General features: G+C 41.8%; 14 protein-coding genes. 2 read left to right on the forward strand and 12 right to left on the reverse strand.

The genetic code is table 11. The features are described 5' to 3' along the window. Window positions 1-65: 65 nt before the first annotated feature. The 12 genes from ACRD69_RS01175 to ACRD69_RS01230 all read right to left on the reverse strand — a co-directional run bounded on the left by ACRD69_RS01175 (window position 66) and on the right by ACRD69_RS01230 (window position 17,438). Window positions 66-3,149 carry a SusC/RagA family TonB-linked outer membrane protein gene (locus ACRD69_RS01175; RefSeq protein WP_430813222.1) on the reverse strand — a complete coding sequence of 1,028 codons (3,084 nt, stop codon included), beginning with the start codon at window positions 3,147-3,149 and terminating at the stop codon, window positions 66-68. Between the two features lie 136 nt (window positions 3,150-3,285). Next, window positions 3,286-3,879 (reverse strand): LysO family transporter, encoded by a 594-nt coding sequence (locus tag ACRD69_RS01180; RefSeq protein ID WP_430813223.1) that lies wholly within the window; start codon window positions 3,877-3,879, stop codon window positions 3,286-3,288. Further along, a complete protein-coding gene (locus ACRD69_RS01185; RefSeq protein ID WP_430813224.1) occupies window positions 3,876-4,142 on the reverse strand; it encodes a LysO family transporter in 267 nt (88 codons plus the stop codon). The genes ACRD69_RS01180 and ACRD69_RS01185 overlap by 4 nt, the downstream gene beginning before the upstream one ends. 14 nt (window positions 4,143-4,156) lie before the next feature. Beyond that, window positions 4,157-7,276 carry a beta-galactosidase, LacZ type gene (lacZ, locus tag ACRD69_RS01190; RefSeq protein WP_430813225.1) on the reverse strand — a complete coding sequence of 1,040 codons (3,120 nt, stop codon included), beginning with the start codon at window positions 7,274-7,276 and terminating at the stop codon, window positions 4,157-4,159. 26 nt (window positions 7,277-7,302) lie between these two features. Continuing rightward, the gene (locus ACRD69_RS01195) at window positions 7,303-9,309 is read right to left on the reverse strand and encodes an MGH1-like glycoside hydrolase domain-containing protein (protein ID WP_430813226.1); all 2,007 of its coding nucleotides are present in this window, start codon (window positions 9,307-9,309) and stop codon (window positions 7,303-7,305) included. Between the two features lie 534 nt (window positions 9,310-9,843). Beyond that, window positions 9,844-11,394: a tetratricopeptide repeat protein gene (locus ACRD69_RS01200; RefSeq protein WP_430813227.1), complete on the reverse strand. Its 1,551-nt coding sequence runs from the start codon at window positions 11,392-11,394 to the stop codon at window positions 9,844-9,846. A 102-nt stretch (window positions 11,395-11,496) separates the two neighbouring features. After that, window positions 11,497-12,759: an NADH:ubiquinone reductase (Na(+)-transporting) subunit F gene (nqrF, locus tag ACRD69_RS01205; RefSeq protein ID WP_430813228.1), complete on the reverse strand. Its 1,263-nt coding sequence runs from the start codon at window positions 12,757-12,759 to the stop codon at window positions 11,497-11,499. Between the two features lie 19 nt (window positions 12,760-12,778). Next, on the reverse strand, window positions 12,779-13,414 hold the full coding sequence (gene nqrE, locus ACRD69_RS01210) for an NADH:ubiquinone reductase (Na(+)-transporting) subunit E (protein ID WP_430813229.1): 636 nt from the start codon (window positions 13,412-13,414) through the stop codon (window positions 12,779-12,781). Window positions 13,415-13,432: 18 nt separating this feature from the next. Beyond that, entirely contained in the window at window positions 13,433-14,092 is a 660-nt protein-coding gene (locus ACRD69_RS01215) for an NADH:ubiquinone reductase (Na(+)-transporting) subunit D (RefSeq protein ID WP_430813230.1), read from the reverse strand. 12 nt (window positions 14,093-14,104) lie between these two features. After that, complete coding sequence (gene nqrC / locus ACRD69_RS01220; protein ID WP_430813231.1) at window positions 14,105-14,800, reverse strand: NADH:ubiquinone reductase (Na(+)-transporting) subunit C; 696 nt, start codon at window positions 14,798-14,800, stop codon at window positions 14,105-14,107. Between the two features lie 12 nt (window positions 14,801-14,812). Beyond that, window positions 14,813-15,988, reverse strand: coding sequence for an NADH:ubiquinone reductase (Na(+)-transporting) subunit B (locus tag ACRD69_RS01225; RefSeq protein WP_430813232.1), 1,176 nt, complete (start codon window positions 15,986-15,988; stop codon window positions 14,813-14,815). 100 nt (window positions 15,989-16,088) lie between these two features. Continuing rightward, window positions 16,089-17,438: a Na(+)-translocating NADH-quinone reductase subunit A gene (locus tag ACRD69_RS01230; RefSeq protein ID WP_430813233.1), complete on the reverse strand. Its 1,350-nt coding sequence runs from the start codon at window positions 17,436-17,438 to the stop codon at window positions 16,089-16,091. A 91-nt stretch (window positions 17,439-17,529) separates the two neighbouring features. Here ACRD69_RS01230 and ACRD69_RS01235 point away from each other — a divergent pair, with 91 nt between their 5' ends. Together ACRD69_RS01235 and ACRD69_RS01240 are read left to right on the forward strand one after the other, a co-directional pair. Then, the gene (locus tag ACRD69_RS01235) at window positions 17,530-18,873 is read left to right on the forward strand and encodes a type IX secretion system plug protein (protein WP_430813234.1); all 1,344 of its coding nucleotides are present in this window, start codon (window positions 17,530-17,532) and stop codon (window positions 18,871-18,873) included. Window positions 18,874-19,023: 150 nt separating this feature from the next. Further along, complete coding sequence (locus ACRD69_RS01240; RefSeq protein ID WP_430813235.1) at window positions 19,024-19,641, forward strand: class I SAM-dependent methyltransferase; 618 nt, start codon at window positions 19,024-19,026, stop codon at window positions 19,639-19,641. Window positions 19,642-19,954: the final 313 nt, after the last annotated feature.

The following is a 19,954-nucleotide window of genomic DNA, read 5'->3' on the forward strand; positions in this document are numbered from 1 at the left end:
ATTTAGTCATCACTCCGGGTGTTTCATACTGGATCATGATAGTTTTTAAAATTTCTAAGATTGTTTTAGAATGTTAGCTGAACACCTGCAGTAAATGTTTTGTACATTGGATAGTTTCCATGATCAACACCCTGCGTCAGTGCATTTACAGGAACCACTTCAGGATCATAACCATTGTAATCAGTAATGGTAAACACATTGTCAGCGTTCAGGTAAATTCTCAATCTTTCTACTTTAATCTTATTCAATACACTTTGCGGCAGAGTATAACCGATCTGGATATTCTTTAAACGGAAATAAGATCCATTCTCAAGGTAACGATCAGACATCATGTAGTTGTTATTGTTATCTTCAATAACGTTACGTGGAATATCGGTATTGGTGTTAGTTGGTGTCCATGCATTTGTTAGCTTACCTGACACGTTGTAACCCGAGTTAGCCGCCTCCATTTCATAACGGTTCACATTTAATATTTCGTTACCGGCCACTCCCTGGAAGAACATTGACATGTCAAATGCCTTGTATGTTAAACCAATATTGAAACCATACTCGATAGATGGAAGAGGCGAACCTACTTCAGTGATATCATTGGAATCAATTGTTCCGTTACCATCAGCATCCACATACTTCACATCACCGGGTTTAGCATTAGGCTGTATCATATTACCCTCGCCGTCAACATAGTTATTCACTTCTTCCTGCGACTGGAATAAACCATCTGATTTATACATATAAAACTGAGATGCAGCACTTCCTACACCTGAGAAAGTATAAGAACCCGACCAGGCAATGTCATCACCCGGCAACATGCCCTCTTTTCCACCTAAGGATTTAACCTCGTTTGTAATGGTTGTGAAGTTACCTTTCAGGTCATACTTTAATTCACCTACCGATCCACGGTAACCCAGCTCAAATTCGAAACCGCGGTTAGAGATTGTTCCCAGGTTAACAATAGGTGCAGACACACCACTTGATGGCGGTGTATTGGGTTCCTCAAGCAATAATGACTCTGAATCGTTTTGGTAGTAGTTAACGGTACCATAAAGTTTATGCTTGAATAAACCGAAGTCCAAACCGATGTTCATTGTTTTTGACTCTTCCCACATCAGCTCGTTATTAGCCAGTTCGAATGAACCGATACCACCAACAGGTCTGTTGTTCAATACATACCACCAACCCGACTGCACCAATGCCTGACGGGAATAGGCTCCCAATGAGGTTTCACGACCAAGAATACCATACGAACCACGTAGCTTCAACTCAGAGAAGATATGTGTGTAGTCGGCAAAAAACGCTTCATTGTTAATTTTCCACGCTGCTGAAACTGATGGGAAAGTACCCCAACGATTGTCCTTACCAAATTTAGAAGAACCATCGGTACGGACGGTTGCCTGAATTAAGTAGCGGTTATCATAGTTATAGTTTAATCGTCCCATGTAGCTAAAGCGTGTTACCGTAGTAAAACCACCTTCACCAATGAAATCACCTGATGCCATACCATCCAGTGAAGGCTCCAGTCCTCCAAAGTCAGGGAACATAGCACCACCGGTCACTTCCATTTGAACATTGGAGTAATCGTATTTGTAACCTACAATACCCGCCATGGCAGTAAAGTTGTGCTTATCGATGGTCTTCATGTAGTTTAAGGTAAAATCGTAATTGATATCCATCCATTCAGCACGATATTCTAACAAATACGGGTCTTCACGACGTGTATCAGAAGCCAGCACATAAGCCGGTGAGTGTTTGCGCTCTTTATAGAAATTCTTGCTATAACCAAAGTTGGCAGCAGCGAATAAGTTACCGGTAATCTGGTAGTTTAAGCCTAAGTTGGCCTGCAATTGATCCTTGGTGATTTGACGGTCAATTAATTCGGACTGACCAACAGGGTTGGCACCACTGCGAATACCATATTCGTTAAGGTAACCATAACCCGACTCTTTGCTATCGTCATATACCGATACCATTGGAAAAGCCTTCTGCATGTTCGACATGCTCATGGTATTTTTATCGGTAACAGAGTGCATATACATTACCTGAGGTTTAACAGTCAGGTTTCCTTTTTCGAAGCTTGACTTGTAAAGGAAGTTATAACGCTCTGTTCCGGTATTGATAACCACACCCTCCTGCTTAAAATAGTTGGTGGAAAGGTTGTAGTTAGATGTTTCACCACCACCGCTGATACCAACAGAGTAATTTTGAATGGTACCTGTTTGCAGTGTTTCATCCTGCCAATCGGTATCAGCATAGTTATTCAGGTCGAAACCGGAATCTGGTTTCAGATAAGCCGGTATTTTATCTGGCGCTATGGAACCGTCATTAACAGAGTTACCGTAAGCATCGCCCATGATCGAATGCCACTGGGCCGAGTTAGCCATTGGCAAATCATTGGTTGCCGACTGAACGCCGGTATACATGCTAAAGTCAATTTTAGCCTTCTGATTCTTCTTACCTGACTTGGTTGTTACCAAAATAACACCATTGGCAGCCAATGAACCGTAAATAGCAGCTGCCGCACCGTCTTTCAACACCTCAAAAGAAGTGATGTCATCAGGGTTGATCATTGCCAGGTCACCTCCGGGAATACCGTCGATCACATACAAGGGCTGTACATCACCAAAGGAAGACATACCACGGATTTTAATATATGGTGCAGAACCAGGTGAACCGCCTGACACCACAGAAACACCAGCAGAGCGTCCCTGCATCATCTGACCTGGCGATGACGCTGCAATTTTATTGGCTTCATCGGCCTTAATGGTTGATACAGCACTTGACAGGTCACTCTTCTTCTGAATACCGTAACCGACAACTACCACCTCATCCAGCTGTTCGTTATCCGGTTCAAGCTGAACATTGTAAACATCAGTACCGGCACTAACTGTTACTGTGTAAGTATTATAGCCAATATAACGTAACTCCAGCACGTTGCCGTCGGCTACCTCTAAGCTATACCGACCATCTAAATCTGTTACTGTACCTGTTGTTGTGCCCTGTATAAATACGTTGACACCCGGTGTTCCAAAACCGGTTTCATCGGTAACAGTACCTGATACCATGCGCATCTGCTGCGCAAACATAACTGACGTAGAACACAATAAAAGTGTTGCTAGCACGAGACTTTTAAAGCCCCGTAACTGAAACTTCATTAATTCCCTCATTTCGAATTTTTAAAGTGTATAAAAAAGGATTTAGCAACCCGACTGCACCAATGGGTGAGTAACTCACCCATTTGGTACACCAGATCGTTGTGTAAAATTTACTTCTAAACTTTATTTAGCTTTACTAAAGAATCAATGGTATCAACAAGGGTACCAGAATCGTCAACACAATACCGCTGAATAGTGCTATCAAAGCATATTCTTTACCGGAAAATCTTGTAATTACTGGTAAGGTTGTATCCATTGAAGTTGCTCCGGCGCTGGCTATCGGAGACATTTTGCCGAATGCCTTCACCAATACCGGGGCCATTAGTAAGGATATAAGTTCGCGTGATATATTCGATATAAGTGCAATAACACCCAATATCGAATCATAGGTATTTGATATAATTATACTTGACAGGCTGTAGTAACCAAAACCGGCACCAACAGCCATGCCCTCAACAAAAGGTTCTGCTATCAGCCAGTAGGCCAATCCCGAACCCAGGATACTTCCCAGCCCAATTGAAACAGGCACAAGCAGTAATCCTACATTTACTTTCTTCAAAATATTAATGGATGCCTCGTCCATCCCTAAACTAACACCAACTAATCCCATTAACGCATATAACGCATAAGTGCTATAGTCGTTTTCCAGCAGAACTGCAGGTGTCAGGTCGTATATGGACAATACACATCCCAACACAAAAAATAAAACGGTGATTATTGTTCCCTTCATTGTTTAAAAAATCTACGATAAACCATATATGAGCAGGCTATACTGCCTGCAATCCCACCTATTGTCACAACCACTGCTTTACCTCCGATAACATGCATGTTCTCTATAATTTGCTCATTGGCTCCTATAGCGATACCCAGCAAAAGAAGTAAAGCCCATATCATAATGGTGATGCCTTTCTCCACATAATCACGCAGTTGCTTTCTGAATCGAATCAGAAAACCTATTACTATTCCTCCCCCCAAAAACAGAATGCTTTCCATTTAAATCCCTTGACTTAGTTATTGTATGTGTATTGTACTTTGTTCATTGTCTCATCAGCTTTTACCGGACTCAGGCGGAAGCTGAATGAATAGTTACCTGCCGGGACACGGTACTGCGGATGTGCCTGCGCACGCCAGCCCCATGTTGTGTCACCTCCTACACCCATGTGCTTGTGATCAAGACAGACTGATATTTCATCACCCGGCTCCAGATCCGTGCCATGTGCCATATCACGTTGCCCGCGATGTTCCAGCTGTTTGAAATCAAACTGCTGCACATTAAAGGCCAGTGCCTGATCAGCCACAACAAGTATACCTTCACCTTCATTATTGGTAAGAGTAAACCAGTTCACATCTTCCTTGAGGCCCGTTTCCTGCGGACGTACGTATGGGTAGTACTGGTCCCAGACTTTACCGGCATACACATCTTTCTTCATGCCTGTTTTACGATCGGCATAGCTTTCAAGCGGACCGCGTCCGTACCATTGCAGGTTATCATAGTCTGCTGATAGCTTAAATGCCAATCCTACACGTGGCAGTTCAGGCAATGTGTCGTTAATGGCATAATCAGCCCTTACACTAATATCGCCATTTTCAAATACTTCGTAGCTTGTCGTTACAAAAGAATTGGCCTGGCTCAATGCCAGTTTAATCTGTACTTCAACACGGTCATGCAATTTATTGACCTTTGTTTCTGCAGCTTTCCAGCTTGTGCTTTGCCATGATGCACATTTAATGTTCATGCCCCAGGCCAGATCATTTTCAGTTGGCGCACGCCAAAAGTTTGGTTGAAGCGGAGCGTTTAACAAGGCTTTACCCCTGGCCTCCCATTGTGTTAATTCACCTGTTTGCTTATTAAACACAAGCTTGTTTTGTGCATTGGAAATAATGATATCCGTTTTGGTTTCTTTGACCTTATAGCTGCTCGTGTTTGTTCGCGCTATTTCTTTGTCAAAAGCTTTGATGACAAACTGATCCCATCCCATTTCATGACCACGGCCAAGCAGAGCCGTCTTGTCCTTCTGGTGCAAGCGGAAGGTCACTAAATATTCTCCGCCTACCTGCTTATCAAGAGCTCCGTAATCAACTGTGAAAGCCACCTTTTCCTGTGGCGCCACTTCAGGCATTGCAACAGATCCCGTACTTACCACATCACCATAATAACTAATGGTATAATTTAACTCCCATGCCTCAGTACCTATAAAGTTAAAGCGATTCCACAGCTCAAACTCCCCTTTGGCTGCATCTACTTCCAATACTTTTAAAGGCTGGTATACCTTTTTCACTTCGTAGATATGTGGATTAGGCTTACGATCACTTGTGACCAAACCATTGGCACAAAAGGACGAATCATTGCTGATACCAACATAACCCAGGTCACCTCCATAGGCGTAATATGGTTTGCCTTCATGGTCTTTAACCGTAAAGGTCTGATCAGCCCAGTCCCAGATAAATCCACCCTGTAAACTTGGCTCGCTATCGATCAGGTCCCAGTAGCCCTGCAGGTTACCTACTGAGTTACCCATGGCATGTGCGTACTCGCACAGGATATATGGTTTAGTATAATCTCCTTCAATGTATTCGCGCATCCAGTCAATGGTAGCATACATTGGTGCCGTAATATCAGTGTGATCTTTTGAGCGGGCCTGCTCATACTGTACCGGACGCGATGTATCGCGTGACTTGATCCATGCAGAAGTCTTCTCAAAATTAATACCATCGCCTGCTTCATTACCCAATGACCAGATGATGATACTCGGGTGATTTTTAGTACGCTCCAACATACGTTGTGTGCGGTTCATATGCGTTGCCAGCCAGGCTGTATCCTTGGCCAGCGACTCTTTACCGTAACCCATGCCATGCGATTCGATATTGGCCTCATCTACCACGTACATTCCATATTCGTCGCACAACTCGTACCAACGAGCCATGTTTGGATAGTGTGACGCACGAACAGCATTAATATTGTGCTCCTGCATCAGGCGGATATCTTTGATCATATCCGCTTCAGTCAGCACATTGCCGTTGACTGCATGATGCTCATGACGGTTAACACCACGCATGGTAACAGCCTTTCCGTTGACCAGTAACTGTCGGTCTTTGATCTCCGATGTTCTAAAACCGATACGACGAACTGTTGATTCCAATACATTCTTCTTACTATCATATAAAGTAATGCGGAGGCCATACAACTCGGGTGTTTCGGCAGTCCATGCCTTTACGTTGGTAATTGGTTTTTCTAAGGACAGGTTCAATTGGTTTTGTGAACCTTTAAGCGTTTGCCTGGTCGAGGCGATCAATGTTTCGCCATCAAACAATTCCATACCTACCTGCAGCTTTTCCTTACCTGAACGCTGTAATTCGATATCCACATTAAGCGTTCCATCAGTATAGTTATTGTTTAAACCTGCATGCACAAAGAAGTCGCGTATATGATCAGGTGTTCGGGCCACCAGGTATACATCACGCTCAATACCACTCATCTTCCACATATCCTGATCCTCGAGGTATGAACCACTGCAAAAACGGTACAACTCAACAGCCAAATCATTCTCCCCTTTCTGAAGGTATTGGGTAATATCAAATTCCATTGGTGTTTTTGAGCCTTCGCCATAACCTACCTTTTGTCCGTTTACCCACAGGTACATGGCAGAGTTAACAGCGCCAAAGTGAATGATTACCTGCTTGCCATCCCAGTTTTGCGGCACGGTGAACTTACGCTTGTATGATCCTACCGGGTTATGATCGACCGGTACAAATGGTGGATTTGGCTCAAAAGGATATGGAACATCGGTGTATATTGGTGCAGAATAGCCTTGTAACTCGATATTTCCAGGCACCTTAATGTTATCCCAGTCACTTACATCATAATCCGGCTTATAAAAGTTCTTTGGGCGCTTTGTCGGGGCAACGGACCAGTTAAACTTCCAGCTGCCGTTTAATGACTGGTAACGATTGGATTGCTCCCAGGTATGCGCCTGTGCCTCTTCCGGATCATCATACACATAAAAGATAGCATGTGGCTCAAGCATATTAATGGCAAAGACATTAGGGTCTTCCCAGTCTTCCATCTTTTGTGCTCCACTCAATTGAGTCAGTACGATTAAAAATATAAGTGATAAATATCGAATCATCGGTTTAAGAATTGTGATCGTTAATATTAAAACAGCATTAAAATGTGAGCAGCACTCCAGCTAAAGTGGCTGGCATTAAGCCCTTCTTTAGTCAGTGGATGATAATTTTCACGTATTGGCTCCTGGGTATGCGCCAACCCCTTTGCACTCTCCACCATCTTTACAGCCATTTGTCGGGCTTCTGCCTCAAAGCCATAGTTGTTCATACCAACTATTCCAAAGTAAGCCTGGTCAAGCCATACAGGTCCTCGCCAGTACCCTTTCTCTGGGTTAAACTTGTTGTGAGCAGCACTTAAGGTCGGGAAAGGCATAGGCGTATTAAAACGTTTGGTATCCATAATCACTTTTACCACTTCAGTGGCCTGCTCAGCTGTTGCAACCTGGTTATACAAGGGCGCCCATCCTTCCGGTCCCTGTATCTGTATCTTCTTCTGGCTCTTCAGCTCCACGTCGTAGTAATAGCCATCTTCAGGGCAATACATAACATCCTGGATCATCTTAGTCAGTGCAACAGCTTCCTGTCCGTACTTTTCTTCGTTATCAACATCACCAAGGACCCGTGCTATTTTTTGAATATATCGCTTTTCCTGAGCCAGGTAAGCATTTAAGTCAACCGATTCCTGATTTATTGAATAGGCACCGTTGCCATTTTCAATAATTACAGCATCGTCAAAACGAACGGCATTATCCATTCCACTCTCCCATGCAGCGGCGATGCGTGTACCGTCGGTTGAACCATATTCGCATAAACCGTTTTTATCATGATCGCGATTGATGTACCACCACTCATGATACTTCAATAACTTAGGATATAACTCTTTCAAAAATTCAATATCCTGTGTTTGCTCGTACACTTCGTAGATGCACCAGCCCGACAATGGCGCTTTGGTGTTACGCCAGTTGACACCTTCGATGCTTAAGTCCCGGAAGAAGCAATCGGCAATCATGCCTTCTTCATTCTGGTAATCGTACATTGCACGTATCTGATCTTTGGCCAGTTCGCCTTCGAAAGGTGCTATTGCCACTGCGTGTTTCCACGAATCCCATGCCCATAATCCCTGGAAGTAGGTCGCCGAATACGATGGTACGATACCCTGGTGATAAATATCACCGGCGGCACTTCGCCAGTTATGTATCAATGTTAACAGGGCTTTAACTCCCAGCTTATCGTAGGTATCAATATCCAGTAAAGCATCATCTGAACCGGCCATTAGGTTTTCAATGTAGCCGTTCCAGCGTTTTTCATTTTTGGACAGTAATGCATCTGAATTTTTAAGGGCATATGTATTAAGTGCTGTATATTTTTCCAACTCCTCACTGTTGAATGTATACGAAAACACAGCAGATATCGTATGTTTTGTATCTTTTGCCAAAGTAACAGGCGCCAGGTTTACCAGGTATGTACTGTCGTCAATGGATATTTCATTACTATCAAACACCAGTTGTGCTGTTTCAGTCTCATTCACATTTACCTGCACGGACTGATTACCTGCATCAAACGATTGGAAAGCTTGAGCGAATATGCTTCCTTTCCATCCCAATTGCAATTCCCGTTCCGTAGCTGTATTGACCAGTTCGGCTGTTATAATGGTGCTTCTTTCGTTAATGCTGTACAGGTAAAGGTTAACCTCTACCTGGTTTACTTCAAAAGACTGCTTCAGCAAGCCAGGGTAAAATGTATTGCTAACATTTTTAGCCTTTGATAAATCCCAGATGCTTCCATCTTGTGCATCTTTAATTTGTAATCCGATGAATGACGGACTAAGCCACAAACTTTGTTGCTGCCTCATCAGGTATGGACCTACAAAGCTTCCTATTTGCTGTTTGTTGTCATCCTTTATTAAACTAAATGAATGCCAGGTACCCAGATCAGAGAAAGAAGAAACCCCATATTGCTGAGGCACGGTAACAGTGCCCTTTACATTTAATACATCAGGATAAGTGTAGCGATTTGTTGCGGTAGCGGTTTTAGGCTCATTTTGGCACGACAGCAAAACAAGTGCTATCACCAGGCCAGTGATTAACTTTTTCATTATAGAGAGTATTGACGTTGATAGATTTTTCACACTGCTAAATAGCGGAGTAATTGCGAAAAAATAAAGTAAGACACCTATATGCCATCTATACAAATTAACAAAACCTCATTAATCACTGTGCAACAACACCTTACAAATACCGCAGACTCTCAAAAAAGCTGACGATGCAGTGGTATTGTAGAGGCAAAACTCTACATATATTTATGAATATTTACATGATTTAATAAAGTAGCGAGATTTAAACACCAAGACGGAAGACATAAACAGGAAGGTATTAGATCATTTAAATGATGCAGAGTTCTATTATATTTTCTGGCTTTGCTGAAATAATTAAGAATACTAGTTATTCCGAAGTTCAGGCTTTAGAATTCCGGATCCTTATCCCAAAAGTTAAAACGTCAACAGGTCTGGCGACATTTTCGGGATTGAGTTAGCCATTTTATCATTAATAATTCTTCACTATCTTCTCACCTCTCATCGCTCACCCCTTCTCCGCCTCTTCCGTCGGTGGTCATCGGTCTTTTACTTAAGCTACAGCTTCATTATAAAATCCCTTAGCTGAACGCCTTTTTCGACGTTGAGTTTTTTGCGTAATCGATAGCGGCTCATCTCAATGGATTTTACTTCCACATGGTATTTATCGGCCAGTTCTTTAGAAGATAAATTATTCCTGATATCAATGATAAGCAGTATTTCTTTTTGAGTCAGTGACGGGTATTTCTGCTGAAGGCGAAGCTTCAAATCAGATATATACTCATCGGACAGTATATTTGAGAAGGAATATTCATTAAAGGCTGATTCGAACTTACGCCACGAATCCTTCACCTCTTTGGAGGTCGCTTTACCAATGCTGTCGGCCAGTTGCTGAACCAGTTCATTCCGTTTACTCATGGTTAGGGCGAGTGTTTCAATGGCTTCCTTTTTATGTGCCAGCTCACTGCTTAACTCAGCTTTCTCTTCTGCATTTTTCTCCAGTTCCTGACTAAGAAGTTTTTGACGTAGTCGCGAGCGCTCTGCCCTCGACTTTAAAACATAGAAAAACACGCCACTGATGATCAGCGTTAATACAATACCAATATATATCAGTATTTGCCGGTTAAAAGCCAACTGACGTGCCTGTTTGATCAATTGTTCATCCTGCCTGATCTTCTCCTCCTGCATGTTCATCATATAGTTCATCACTTCCTGAATATCGTCGTTATTGATTTTCTGGAAAAGCTGAACGTATTTGCTCTGGTAACGGTAAGCAGCATTAACATTTCCCCTCAGGTATTCATATTCATAGCGGACTTTATAATATTCAGAGAGGCTGAAGCTGTAGGTGGTCAGGTAGCTTAGCTCCTCAGCATCATCAAGGTATTGCCTGCACTTCTGAAATTGTCGGGTATTCAGGTAAACCCTTGCCAGTAATGAATAGGTTTCGAGCATACTTGAGGGATCGCCCGAACTGTTTTTCACAGCATCAAGCAGGAAAGTCTCTGCTTTATTCCAGTCTTCATATTCGATGTATATGATACCCATATTGTTTTGTATGGTCGATAAGAGGTATGGGTAATCTGCATCAGGCCTGCTTAGCAGAAATAAGGCTTTTTGAAATTGGCCCAAGGCTTTTTGAAATTGCTTAACACTTAGTGCATTTAAACCTAAGGCGTTGGTATAAACAACCTCACTGGGCAGGTCGTTTCGCCTCTGAGCAACCTCCAGGGCCTTCTGATGAAAAGGCTCTGCATGCTTATAATTGCCAATGTCGTAAAAGATCCAACCTGTGGTTGCCAGTATGTTCTGATAAAGAATGCTTGTATCGCTTTCGATGTACTGTTCCTTGGCTTTATGGGCATACAGCAAAGCCGTGTGGTATTTATGCTTGTACAAATATGCCTGAGCCAGATTCCAGAACACATAGGCCCGTTCTTCCTTTTGTTCGTCTTTAAGTTGCGTTAATATCCTTTGGGAAATAAATATACAGCTATCAGGCTTGTTTTCCTGCATATTTTTAGCTCTTTTCAGTTCATCCAGCACTGACTGCCCATTGACTAATTGAATGAAAAATATGAGGTATATAAATGAAATCAGGAACTTCATATGGTAGTAAGATTAAGGTTGGCAATTTAATCATTTAATACCTCAAAACAGGAAATGAAGGGATAAAAAAATGGCGTGGAACAACCACGCCATTTATTATATCTATGATCCGAAATCATCAAAGTCAACCATCTCATCCGGTACTCCAAGATCGTACAGCATTTTCGTTACTGCATCGTTCATCATCGGAGGTCCACATAAGTAGTATTCCACATCTTCCGGCTCCTCATGCTTGCTTAAGTACTCGTCATGAATAACCTGGTGGATAAAGCCTGTCGCACCTTCCCAGTTATCTTCAGGTAATGGCTCAGACAAGGCTATTGTAAACTTAAAGTTCGGGAACTCTTTCTCAATCGCACGGAAGTGATCTTCGTAGAAAATCTCTTTGCGTGAGCGTGCTCCATACCAGAAAGTAGCCTTACGACCTGTTTTCAATGTGTGGAACAGGTGGAAGATGTGCGAACGCATTGGTGCCATACCTGCACCACCACCAATAAACATCATCTCACGTTCAGTTTCCTTGATAAAGAATTCACCATAAGGTCCTGAAACAGTTACTTTATCTCCTGGCTTACGAGAGAAGATAAATGAAGAACAAACACCAGGATTAACATTCTGGAAACCTCCTGCTACGCGATCCCATGGAGGAGTAGCAATACGGATGTTCAACATCACAATGTTACCTTCGGCGGGGTGGTTAGCCATTGAGTAGGCGCGGTAAGTAGGCTCCGGATTCTTCATCTTCAAATCAAACATACCAAACTTCTCCCATTCGCCACGGTATTCATCTTCGATATCCATGTCTTTGAAGTCTACATCGATCTTAGGTACATCAATCTGGATGTAACCACCCGATTTAAAGTCTAAGATTTCACCTTCCGGTAACTTCACCACAAACTCCTTGATAAAGGTAGCCTGACCATCGTTAGATACCACTTCACACTCCCACTTTTTGATACCCATAATTTCCTGAGGTATCTGCATGGTCATATCTTCTTTCACTTTCACCTGACATGCCAAACGCCAGTTGTTCGCCTGCTCCTTACGTGTAAAGTATCCTGTTTCAGTTGGCAGAATTGAACCAGCACCACTATCAACCTGACAGCGACACATGGCACATGTACCACCTCCACCACAAGCTGAAGGAAGGAAAATTTTATTGTCTCCCAATGCCGAAAGTAAAGTCTGGCCCGGGTCTACCACCAATTCTTTCTCACCATCGTTAATGTTGATGGTAACTTCACCTGATGGCATCAGTTTTTTCTTAGCGTACAACAGAATAGATACCAAAGCAAGGATAACCACAAGGAATATCACAATACTGGTAAGAATGACCATTGTACTATTTATTGCTAATAATGTCATTTCTAATACGTTTTACTTTTTACAACTGAATTCCCATGAAACTCATAAATGCCACACCCATCAATCCGGTTACAATAAAAGTAATACCCAGACCACGTAAAGGAGCCGGTATATCAGAATATTGAATCTTTTCACGGATAGCGGCAATACCCACAATAGCCAGTAACCAACCAATACCTGAACCAACACCAAATACAGTTGCTTCACCAAGGTTGGCATATTCGCGTTCCTGCATAAATAATGAACCACCTAAGATGGCACAGTTTACAGCAATCAGCGGTAAGAAGATACCCAGTTGAGTATAAAGTGCAGGTGCAAATTTCTCAACTACCATCTCAACCAACTGCACCATAGATGCAATAACGGCAATAAACATGATAAAGCTTAAGAAACTCAGATCAAAGTTCGCAAAAAGCGGTTCCTGAACACCTAACAAATTATCTAACCATACCAATGCACCTTCGCTTAACACGTAGTCGTTAAGCAGGTAGTTAACCGGTACAGTAATACTTAGTACAAAAGTCACAGCCAATCCCAGACCAAAAGAGGTATTCACGGTTTTTGATACTGCCAGGTAAGAACACATTCCGAAGAAGTATGCAAATACCATGTTATCAATAAAGATTGACCGGATAAATATATTTATATAATCCATTTTTCTTCTTTTTTACAATTACGATTCTATCAAATCTTTATCACGTGAACGCTGTACCCATATGATGATACCTACCACAACCAAAGCCATTGGAGGTAGAATCATAAAACCGTTGTTGGCATATCCCCACTGATAGAAGATATCTGGTATAATTTGTATAGCGCCTAATCCTGGTAAAGTAAGGAATCCTGTTCCTAACAACTCGCGGAAGAAAGCCACAACGATCAGGATGAAACCGTAACCGGCACCATTACCAATACCATCTAATACAGCAGGCCATGGTTTGTTACCCAAAGCAAAAGCTTCTAAACGCCCCATAATAATACAGTTGGTAATAATCAGCCCAACAAATACCGAGAGCTGCAGACTCACTTCGTAAGCAAAGGCCTTAAGCACCTGGTCAACAATAATTACCAATGAAGCTACCACCACTAACTGCACGATAATACGAATACGTGAAGGAATGGTATTACGCAACAACGATATGATCAGGTTTGAGAAAACTGTTACAAACATTACAGAGATGGACAATACAATTGCCGGCTCCAACTTAACTGTCACCGCCAAAGCAGAACAGATACCCAGTACCTGAATGGTAATGGGGTTTTGTGCTCCCAGAGGAGTTGTAATCAGCTTCAGATTCTTAGCTGAGAACAATGGTTCTTTTTCACTACTCATCGTCACAATATTTTAGTTCTTTAAAAACTTTTCATAACCACTCAGGCAGTCTTTCAACATAGTACCAACACCAACACTGGTAATAGTACCACCTGAGATACCATCAACTTTATGAAGGTCTCCCTGCGACTGTCCTTTTTTCACCACTTCAATGGAGGCGAAAGCTCCGTTCTGGTCAAATAACTTTTTACCGGTAAAAGGCTTCTGGAACATGTCAGTTGTAATCTCAGCACCTAAACCTGGTGTTTCACCTTTGTGACCAAAAGTAGCACCGTAAACAGTGTTCTTGTCCTCATCAAGTGAAACGTAACCCCAGATAGGGCCCCAAAGACCTTTACCGCGTACAGGAATAATGTACTTGGTTTGACCATTGTCAAGCTTACACATATAAATAGGGTAAGCACGATCCATACCGGTTTTCTTAACCTCTTTGGCCATATCAACAGTAAAGGCATCGCCTTCTACTTTTTCGCCATTGACATTAATTACAAATGCATTATCACCGATATACTTTTTATATTTCTCAACAGCATCAGCTGCTGTACTCTCAATCTGTACCGACTTCAGGATGTCCATTTTTTTGGCTACAGCCGCATTTTGATCCTGCATTGGTTTTAACGATTGTGCTAAGAAGGCCAGAATTGCCGCTACCACAATCACCATAACAGATGCGTACAGAAAGGTATATGTATTTCCTTGTCTATCCATTTTACTAATTATTTAGGCAGCTACTTTAGCTCTTTTTAAACGACGTTTGATATTTCCTTGAACCACGTAGTGGTCAATCAATGGTGCAAATGTGTTCATCAATAAGATGGCTAACATTACACCTTCAGGGTAAGCCGGGTTAAACACACGAACCATGATGGCCAGGAAGCCGATCAGAAATCCATATATCCACTTACCTTTTTCAGTACGCGTAGCTGATACAGGATCAGTTGCCATAAATACAGCACCAAATGCAAAACCACCTAATAACAGGTGATGAACGGCGTCAACCTGCATTAATTCGTTGGCACCCCACAGGTTAAATAATAATCCCATAACGTAACCACCTGCAAATACTGAAGCCATAATTTTCCAGCTTCCAATACCAGTATAGATCAAAATAATGGCACCAATCAGGATGGCCAATGTTGATGTTTCACCAATTGAACCGGGAATCATACCCACAAAACTGTTCCAGATATCAAAGGCACCACCTTCAGCGAATTTGGCCATGTTACCGCTGGCAGCATCACCAAGAGCAGTTGCTCCTGAGAAACCATCAACCACACCTTCACCTTTAGTTAAGCCTGATATCCACACCTGGTCACCTGACATTTTTGATGGATAAGCAAAGAAAAGGAAGGCACGTGCCACTAAAGCAGGGTTCCAGATATTCATACCTGTACCACCAAATACCTCTTTACCAATTACCACAGCAAAAGCTGTAGCAACAGCAACCATCCACAAAGGAATGTCTACAGGTAATACCAAAGGAATTAACATACCCGACACAAGAAAACCTTCCTGTACCTCGTGGCCGCGGATCTGAGCAAACATAAACTCAATACCTAAACCTACACCATATGATATAATAACGATTGGTAATACCTTTAATGCTCCATGACCAATCATTTCCCAGAACGATGCATCCTGCCCCAATGCAAGGAAATGCTGGTAACCTGTATTCCAAATACCAAATAGCAATGCTGGAATTAATGCCTTCACAACAATTGCCATGGTACGCTTCAAATCAACCGCGTCGCGAACGTGAACCCCGTTTTTGTTCGTTGTATTAGGAACAAAGAATAAGGTTTCCAGCGCATCGTAGGTCGAATGAAGTTTCTCAAACTTCGCGCCCTTCTGAACGTGAGGTTTGATGTTATCAAATAAATTTCTTAACGCTTTCAATGTTATTATTTTTAGTATCAAGATTAAAGTATCAAGTATCAAGATGAATTACAGCATCCAAAGTCTTGCGTCTTGATACTTAAGTCTTATGTCTTAAAAGTTAACTCAACTCTTTAATCATTAAATCAATACCCTTACGCAATGTTGCCTGAAGTGGCTGCTTTGAAGTACATACAAACTCACAAAGAGCAATATCTTCTTCGGCCAATTCATAAATACCCAATTGCTCCATCTTATCGATGTCTTCAACCAGAATGGCTCTGAACAAGAATTCAGGAAGGATATCCATTGGTAATACCTGATCGTACTGACCTGATACAACAAAAGAACGCAAGCCTCCATGCATGTTAGCATCCAGGCGGTATTCTTTCTTTTTACACATCCAGCTAAAGAATGAACGTGACATACTGAATTTACCAAAACCAGGCATTGCCCATCCCATAAATTCGTAGTAATCACCTTCAGGAATAACTGTTACCTGTGAGTGATATGAACCAAGGTAACCGTCATCCTCAACCTGAGTTCCGGTTAGTACATTACCACTTATATAACGTAGGTTATCGTCTGTTTTAACATTATTTTTCACCAATGTAGAGATGCTGGCGCCAACTTTTGTACGGTAATACCCTTTCTTTTCAACTTCACTTCCTGCTAATACCACAATGCGGTTGGCATCGTAAATACCTTCAGTAAATAATTTACCTATAGCAACAATTTCCTGCGGTTGGGCAACCCATACAACTTCACCTTTATTGATCGGCAGTGTGTGGTGGATCTGAACACCTACATTACCAGCCGGGTGTGGGCCGTTAAATGCATGTACAGTTACACCTTGTAAGCTGTTGAACACTTTTGAAGCAGCATCGTGCTGAACTCCGACGTGTACATTGTCACACAATTGTCTGATCACATCAACTCCTGCTTGCAAAGCTTCTTCCTGACCCGACAGAATGAAATCCATATCCGGTGCTAAAGGAGCTGTATCAAAACCTGAGATGAAGAAGGCTTTTGGAGTCTCACTGGCATTTGCAATAACATCGTAAGGACGCTTGCGGATAAATGGCCAAAGACCAGCTGCTTGTAATTTTTCTACAATTTGTTCTTTTGAAAGGTCGGCAGGTGCAGCAGTTTCAAACTGCTCTTTTTCATCCGAACCATCGGCCTTAACGACCACTTCAAGGATTTTACGGCGCTCGCCACGGTTAACCGCAGCCAACTCTCCACTTACAGGAGACACAAATTTTACTTCAGGACGATTCTTGTCGAAAAATAAAACTGTACCCGCTTTCACCTTGTCCCCAACTTTTGCAACCATCTTAGGCACCACACCGTGAAAATCGGTAGGCTTTACTGCAAATAAATCGGGTAATTCGGCTTGTCCAAAAACCTTGTCGGCTTTGCCGGCAAGTTGGATATCAAGACCTTTTTTAATTTTTATTACCTCTGACATGTTTGAAAAACGGTTTTTTTATTTTTACGCGCAAAAGTACATAAATTTATCGCTATTCCATATATATTGCGTTTGCAAAACTCTAAAAGATATGCTTTATTTTAATAAATTTAACTATCTAGATACTTTGAAAGAGACATTTAGCTCTTTTTTAAGCCGTTTTTCCTTGCGACTTTTTTTCTCTTTTTGCCTTGTAAATGCCTTTATATTTTCAGCTTTTGGAAATAATCCGGTACAAACAGCATCGCATATCAAAACAGTTCAGCTCTACAAAAAAGGCTGGAATATGTCGTACCCCATTATCAATTTGTATCCACAGGAAATGCTGACTCTTGAGTTTGACGACTTTGCCTATGATTCGAGAAACTATCAGTATAGTATTATTCACTGCGATTCGAACTGGGAGGAGTCGAACCTGATGCAAACCGAATATGTTGATGGTTTTATGCCCAATGCCATTCAGGATTACCAATATTCGTTCAATACTACCTTCGACTATATTCATTACACGCTTGACTTTCCCAACCGCGATATCAAACTGAAGCTGTCGGGCAACTACATCATAAAAGTGTTTGAACTGGGCCATGAAGACAAACCGGTTTTAATTCGTCCTTTCTACGTAACCGAGCAGGTAGTAAGCATCTTACCCCGCATCAGATATACCTCCAATGCCAATTTAAGGGAATCGATGCAACAGGTAAACTTTACCATTCAACACCCCAATTTCAGAATTAATAACCCGCGCGATGAAGTAAAAGTGGTTTTGCAGCAAAACGGACGATGGGATAACCAGATCGATGACCTGAAGCCTCTCTTTATACGCAACGAGGAGTTGGATTATTCCTATAACCGCGAAAATCTGTTTGACGGTGGCAATGAATACCGGTGGCTGGATGTAAGAAGCACGCGCTTTGCTCCGGAACATGTGGCAGAGATTTCATTTTTTGACCCCCATTATCATTTCACCCTCTTTCCGGATAAATATTTAAGTCAGAAACCTTATTTCTATCGTGAGGACTTCAATGGCAGGTATTACATTGAAGTAAAGGAAAACCGCGACCCCTATATTGAAGCCGATTATGTTTATGTCCATTTCAACCTGCCTGTTAAGGCTCCTTTTGTAGATGGTCATATATATGTTACAGGAGGTTTAAATGACTGGCAGCAGAACGAGGCTAACCGCATGGAATACAATTTTAATACACATAGCTATCAGCTAACCATGCTGCTAAAACAAGGTTTTTACAATTACCAGTACCACTTTTTAGAAAACAATCATCAACAGGCCGAAGTGGCGCGTTTTGAAGGCAACTATGGTCAAACTGAAAATGACTACATCATTTATGTGTATTACCAAAATGTCAGTGATAATTACCAGCGCCTGATCGGGGTTAACATTTCTAATTCCCTTAAGTATAGCGTGCAGGGAAAATAAAAAGATTGACCAACGTTTTTATCGCATATTTCAGTTCTGTCAGATGGATAGGCTTCTATGCCAGTTGATCAAAGCAAAGCATGTGCTATTTTTTGTCTCCTAAAAAAAGCTTCCTGCCACTATTCATAGTAACTTTATATAATGAATCAAATGGATGACATATATAAGAACCTGCCATTGAATGATATTCCCTGGAATATGGAAACACCCCCTGATGCATTGATCGGGTTAATTGATAATAAGACAGTAACGCCCTGCACAACCATCGATCTGGGTTGTGGCACCGGTAATTATGCGAGTTACATAGCCGGTTGCGGCTTTGAGGTGACCGGTATTGACCTGTCGGGAGAAGCCATAAAACTTGCCCGCACAGGTGCTGCAAAGAAAGGTGTCCAAGTACGGTTCGAAAAGGCAGATATGCTGGGTGACATGGCTGATATCAATGACACATTTGATTTTGCATATGATTGGGAAGTATTGCATCATATTTTCCCCGAACAACGTCGAACATACGTTGAGAATGTGTGTCGACTGCTCAATCCAAAGGGTAAATACCTTTCTGTGTGCTTCAGTATAAAGGATAAACAGTTTGGAGGTCATGGGAAATACAGGAAGACAAGGCTGGGTACCAGTTTGTATTTCTCGACTGAAAATGAAATTGAAACACTCTTTGCCCCTTACTTTAATATTAAGGAACTAAAAACAATAAGTGTTGCTGGTAAAATGGGTGAGCATTGGGCTGTATATTGTTTTATGGAGAAGAAGTAAGCGCCTATCCAACTCTAAACCCAAACACAGACCTTTTAAAGGTTGTAATAACAAGCCTATCGGATACCTTTGAATTAAATCGTTTTATTTTTTTCCCGCCACATCTCAATTCTTAACATATTTATGTTCCTGCAGATGGAATTGGTTTTACAGCCTGCATCTACTGCAATAAATAGCACCTGATAAGGCATTTTTTTATGCTTATTTATAGCTCCCCTGTAGTTCTTAAAATAGCTGTTGTCCCGGCCATATGTAACAAATCATAAGCTTTAAAAAACTAAACCTGACAAATATTATTCAAATTCATTTCAAA

This window comes from Carboxylicivirga agarovorans (assembly GCF_050589845.1).
In the GTDB taxonomy this organism is placed as follows: Bacteria; Bacteroidota; Bacteroidia; order Bacteroidales; family Marinilabiliaceae; genus Carboxylicivirga; species Carboxylicivirga agarovorans.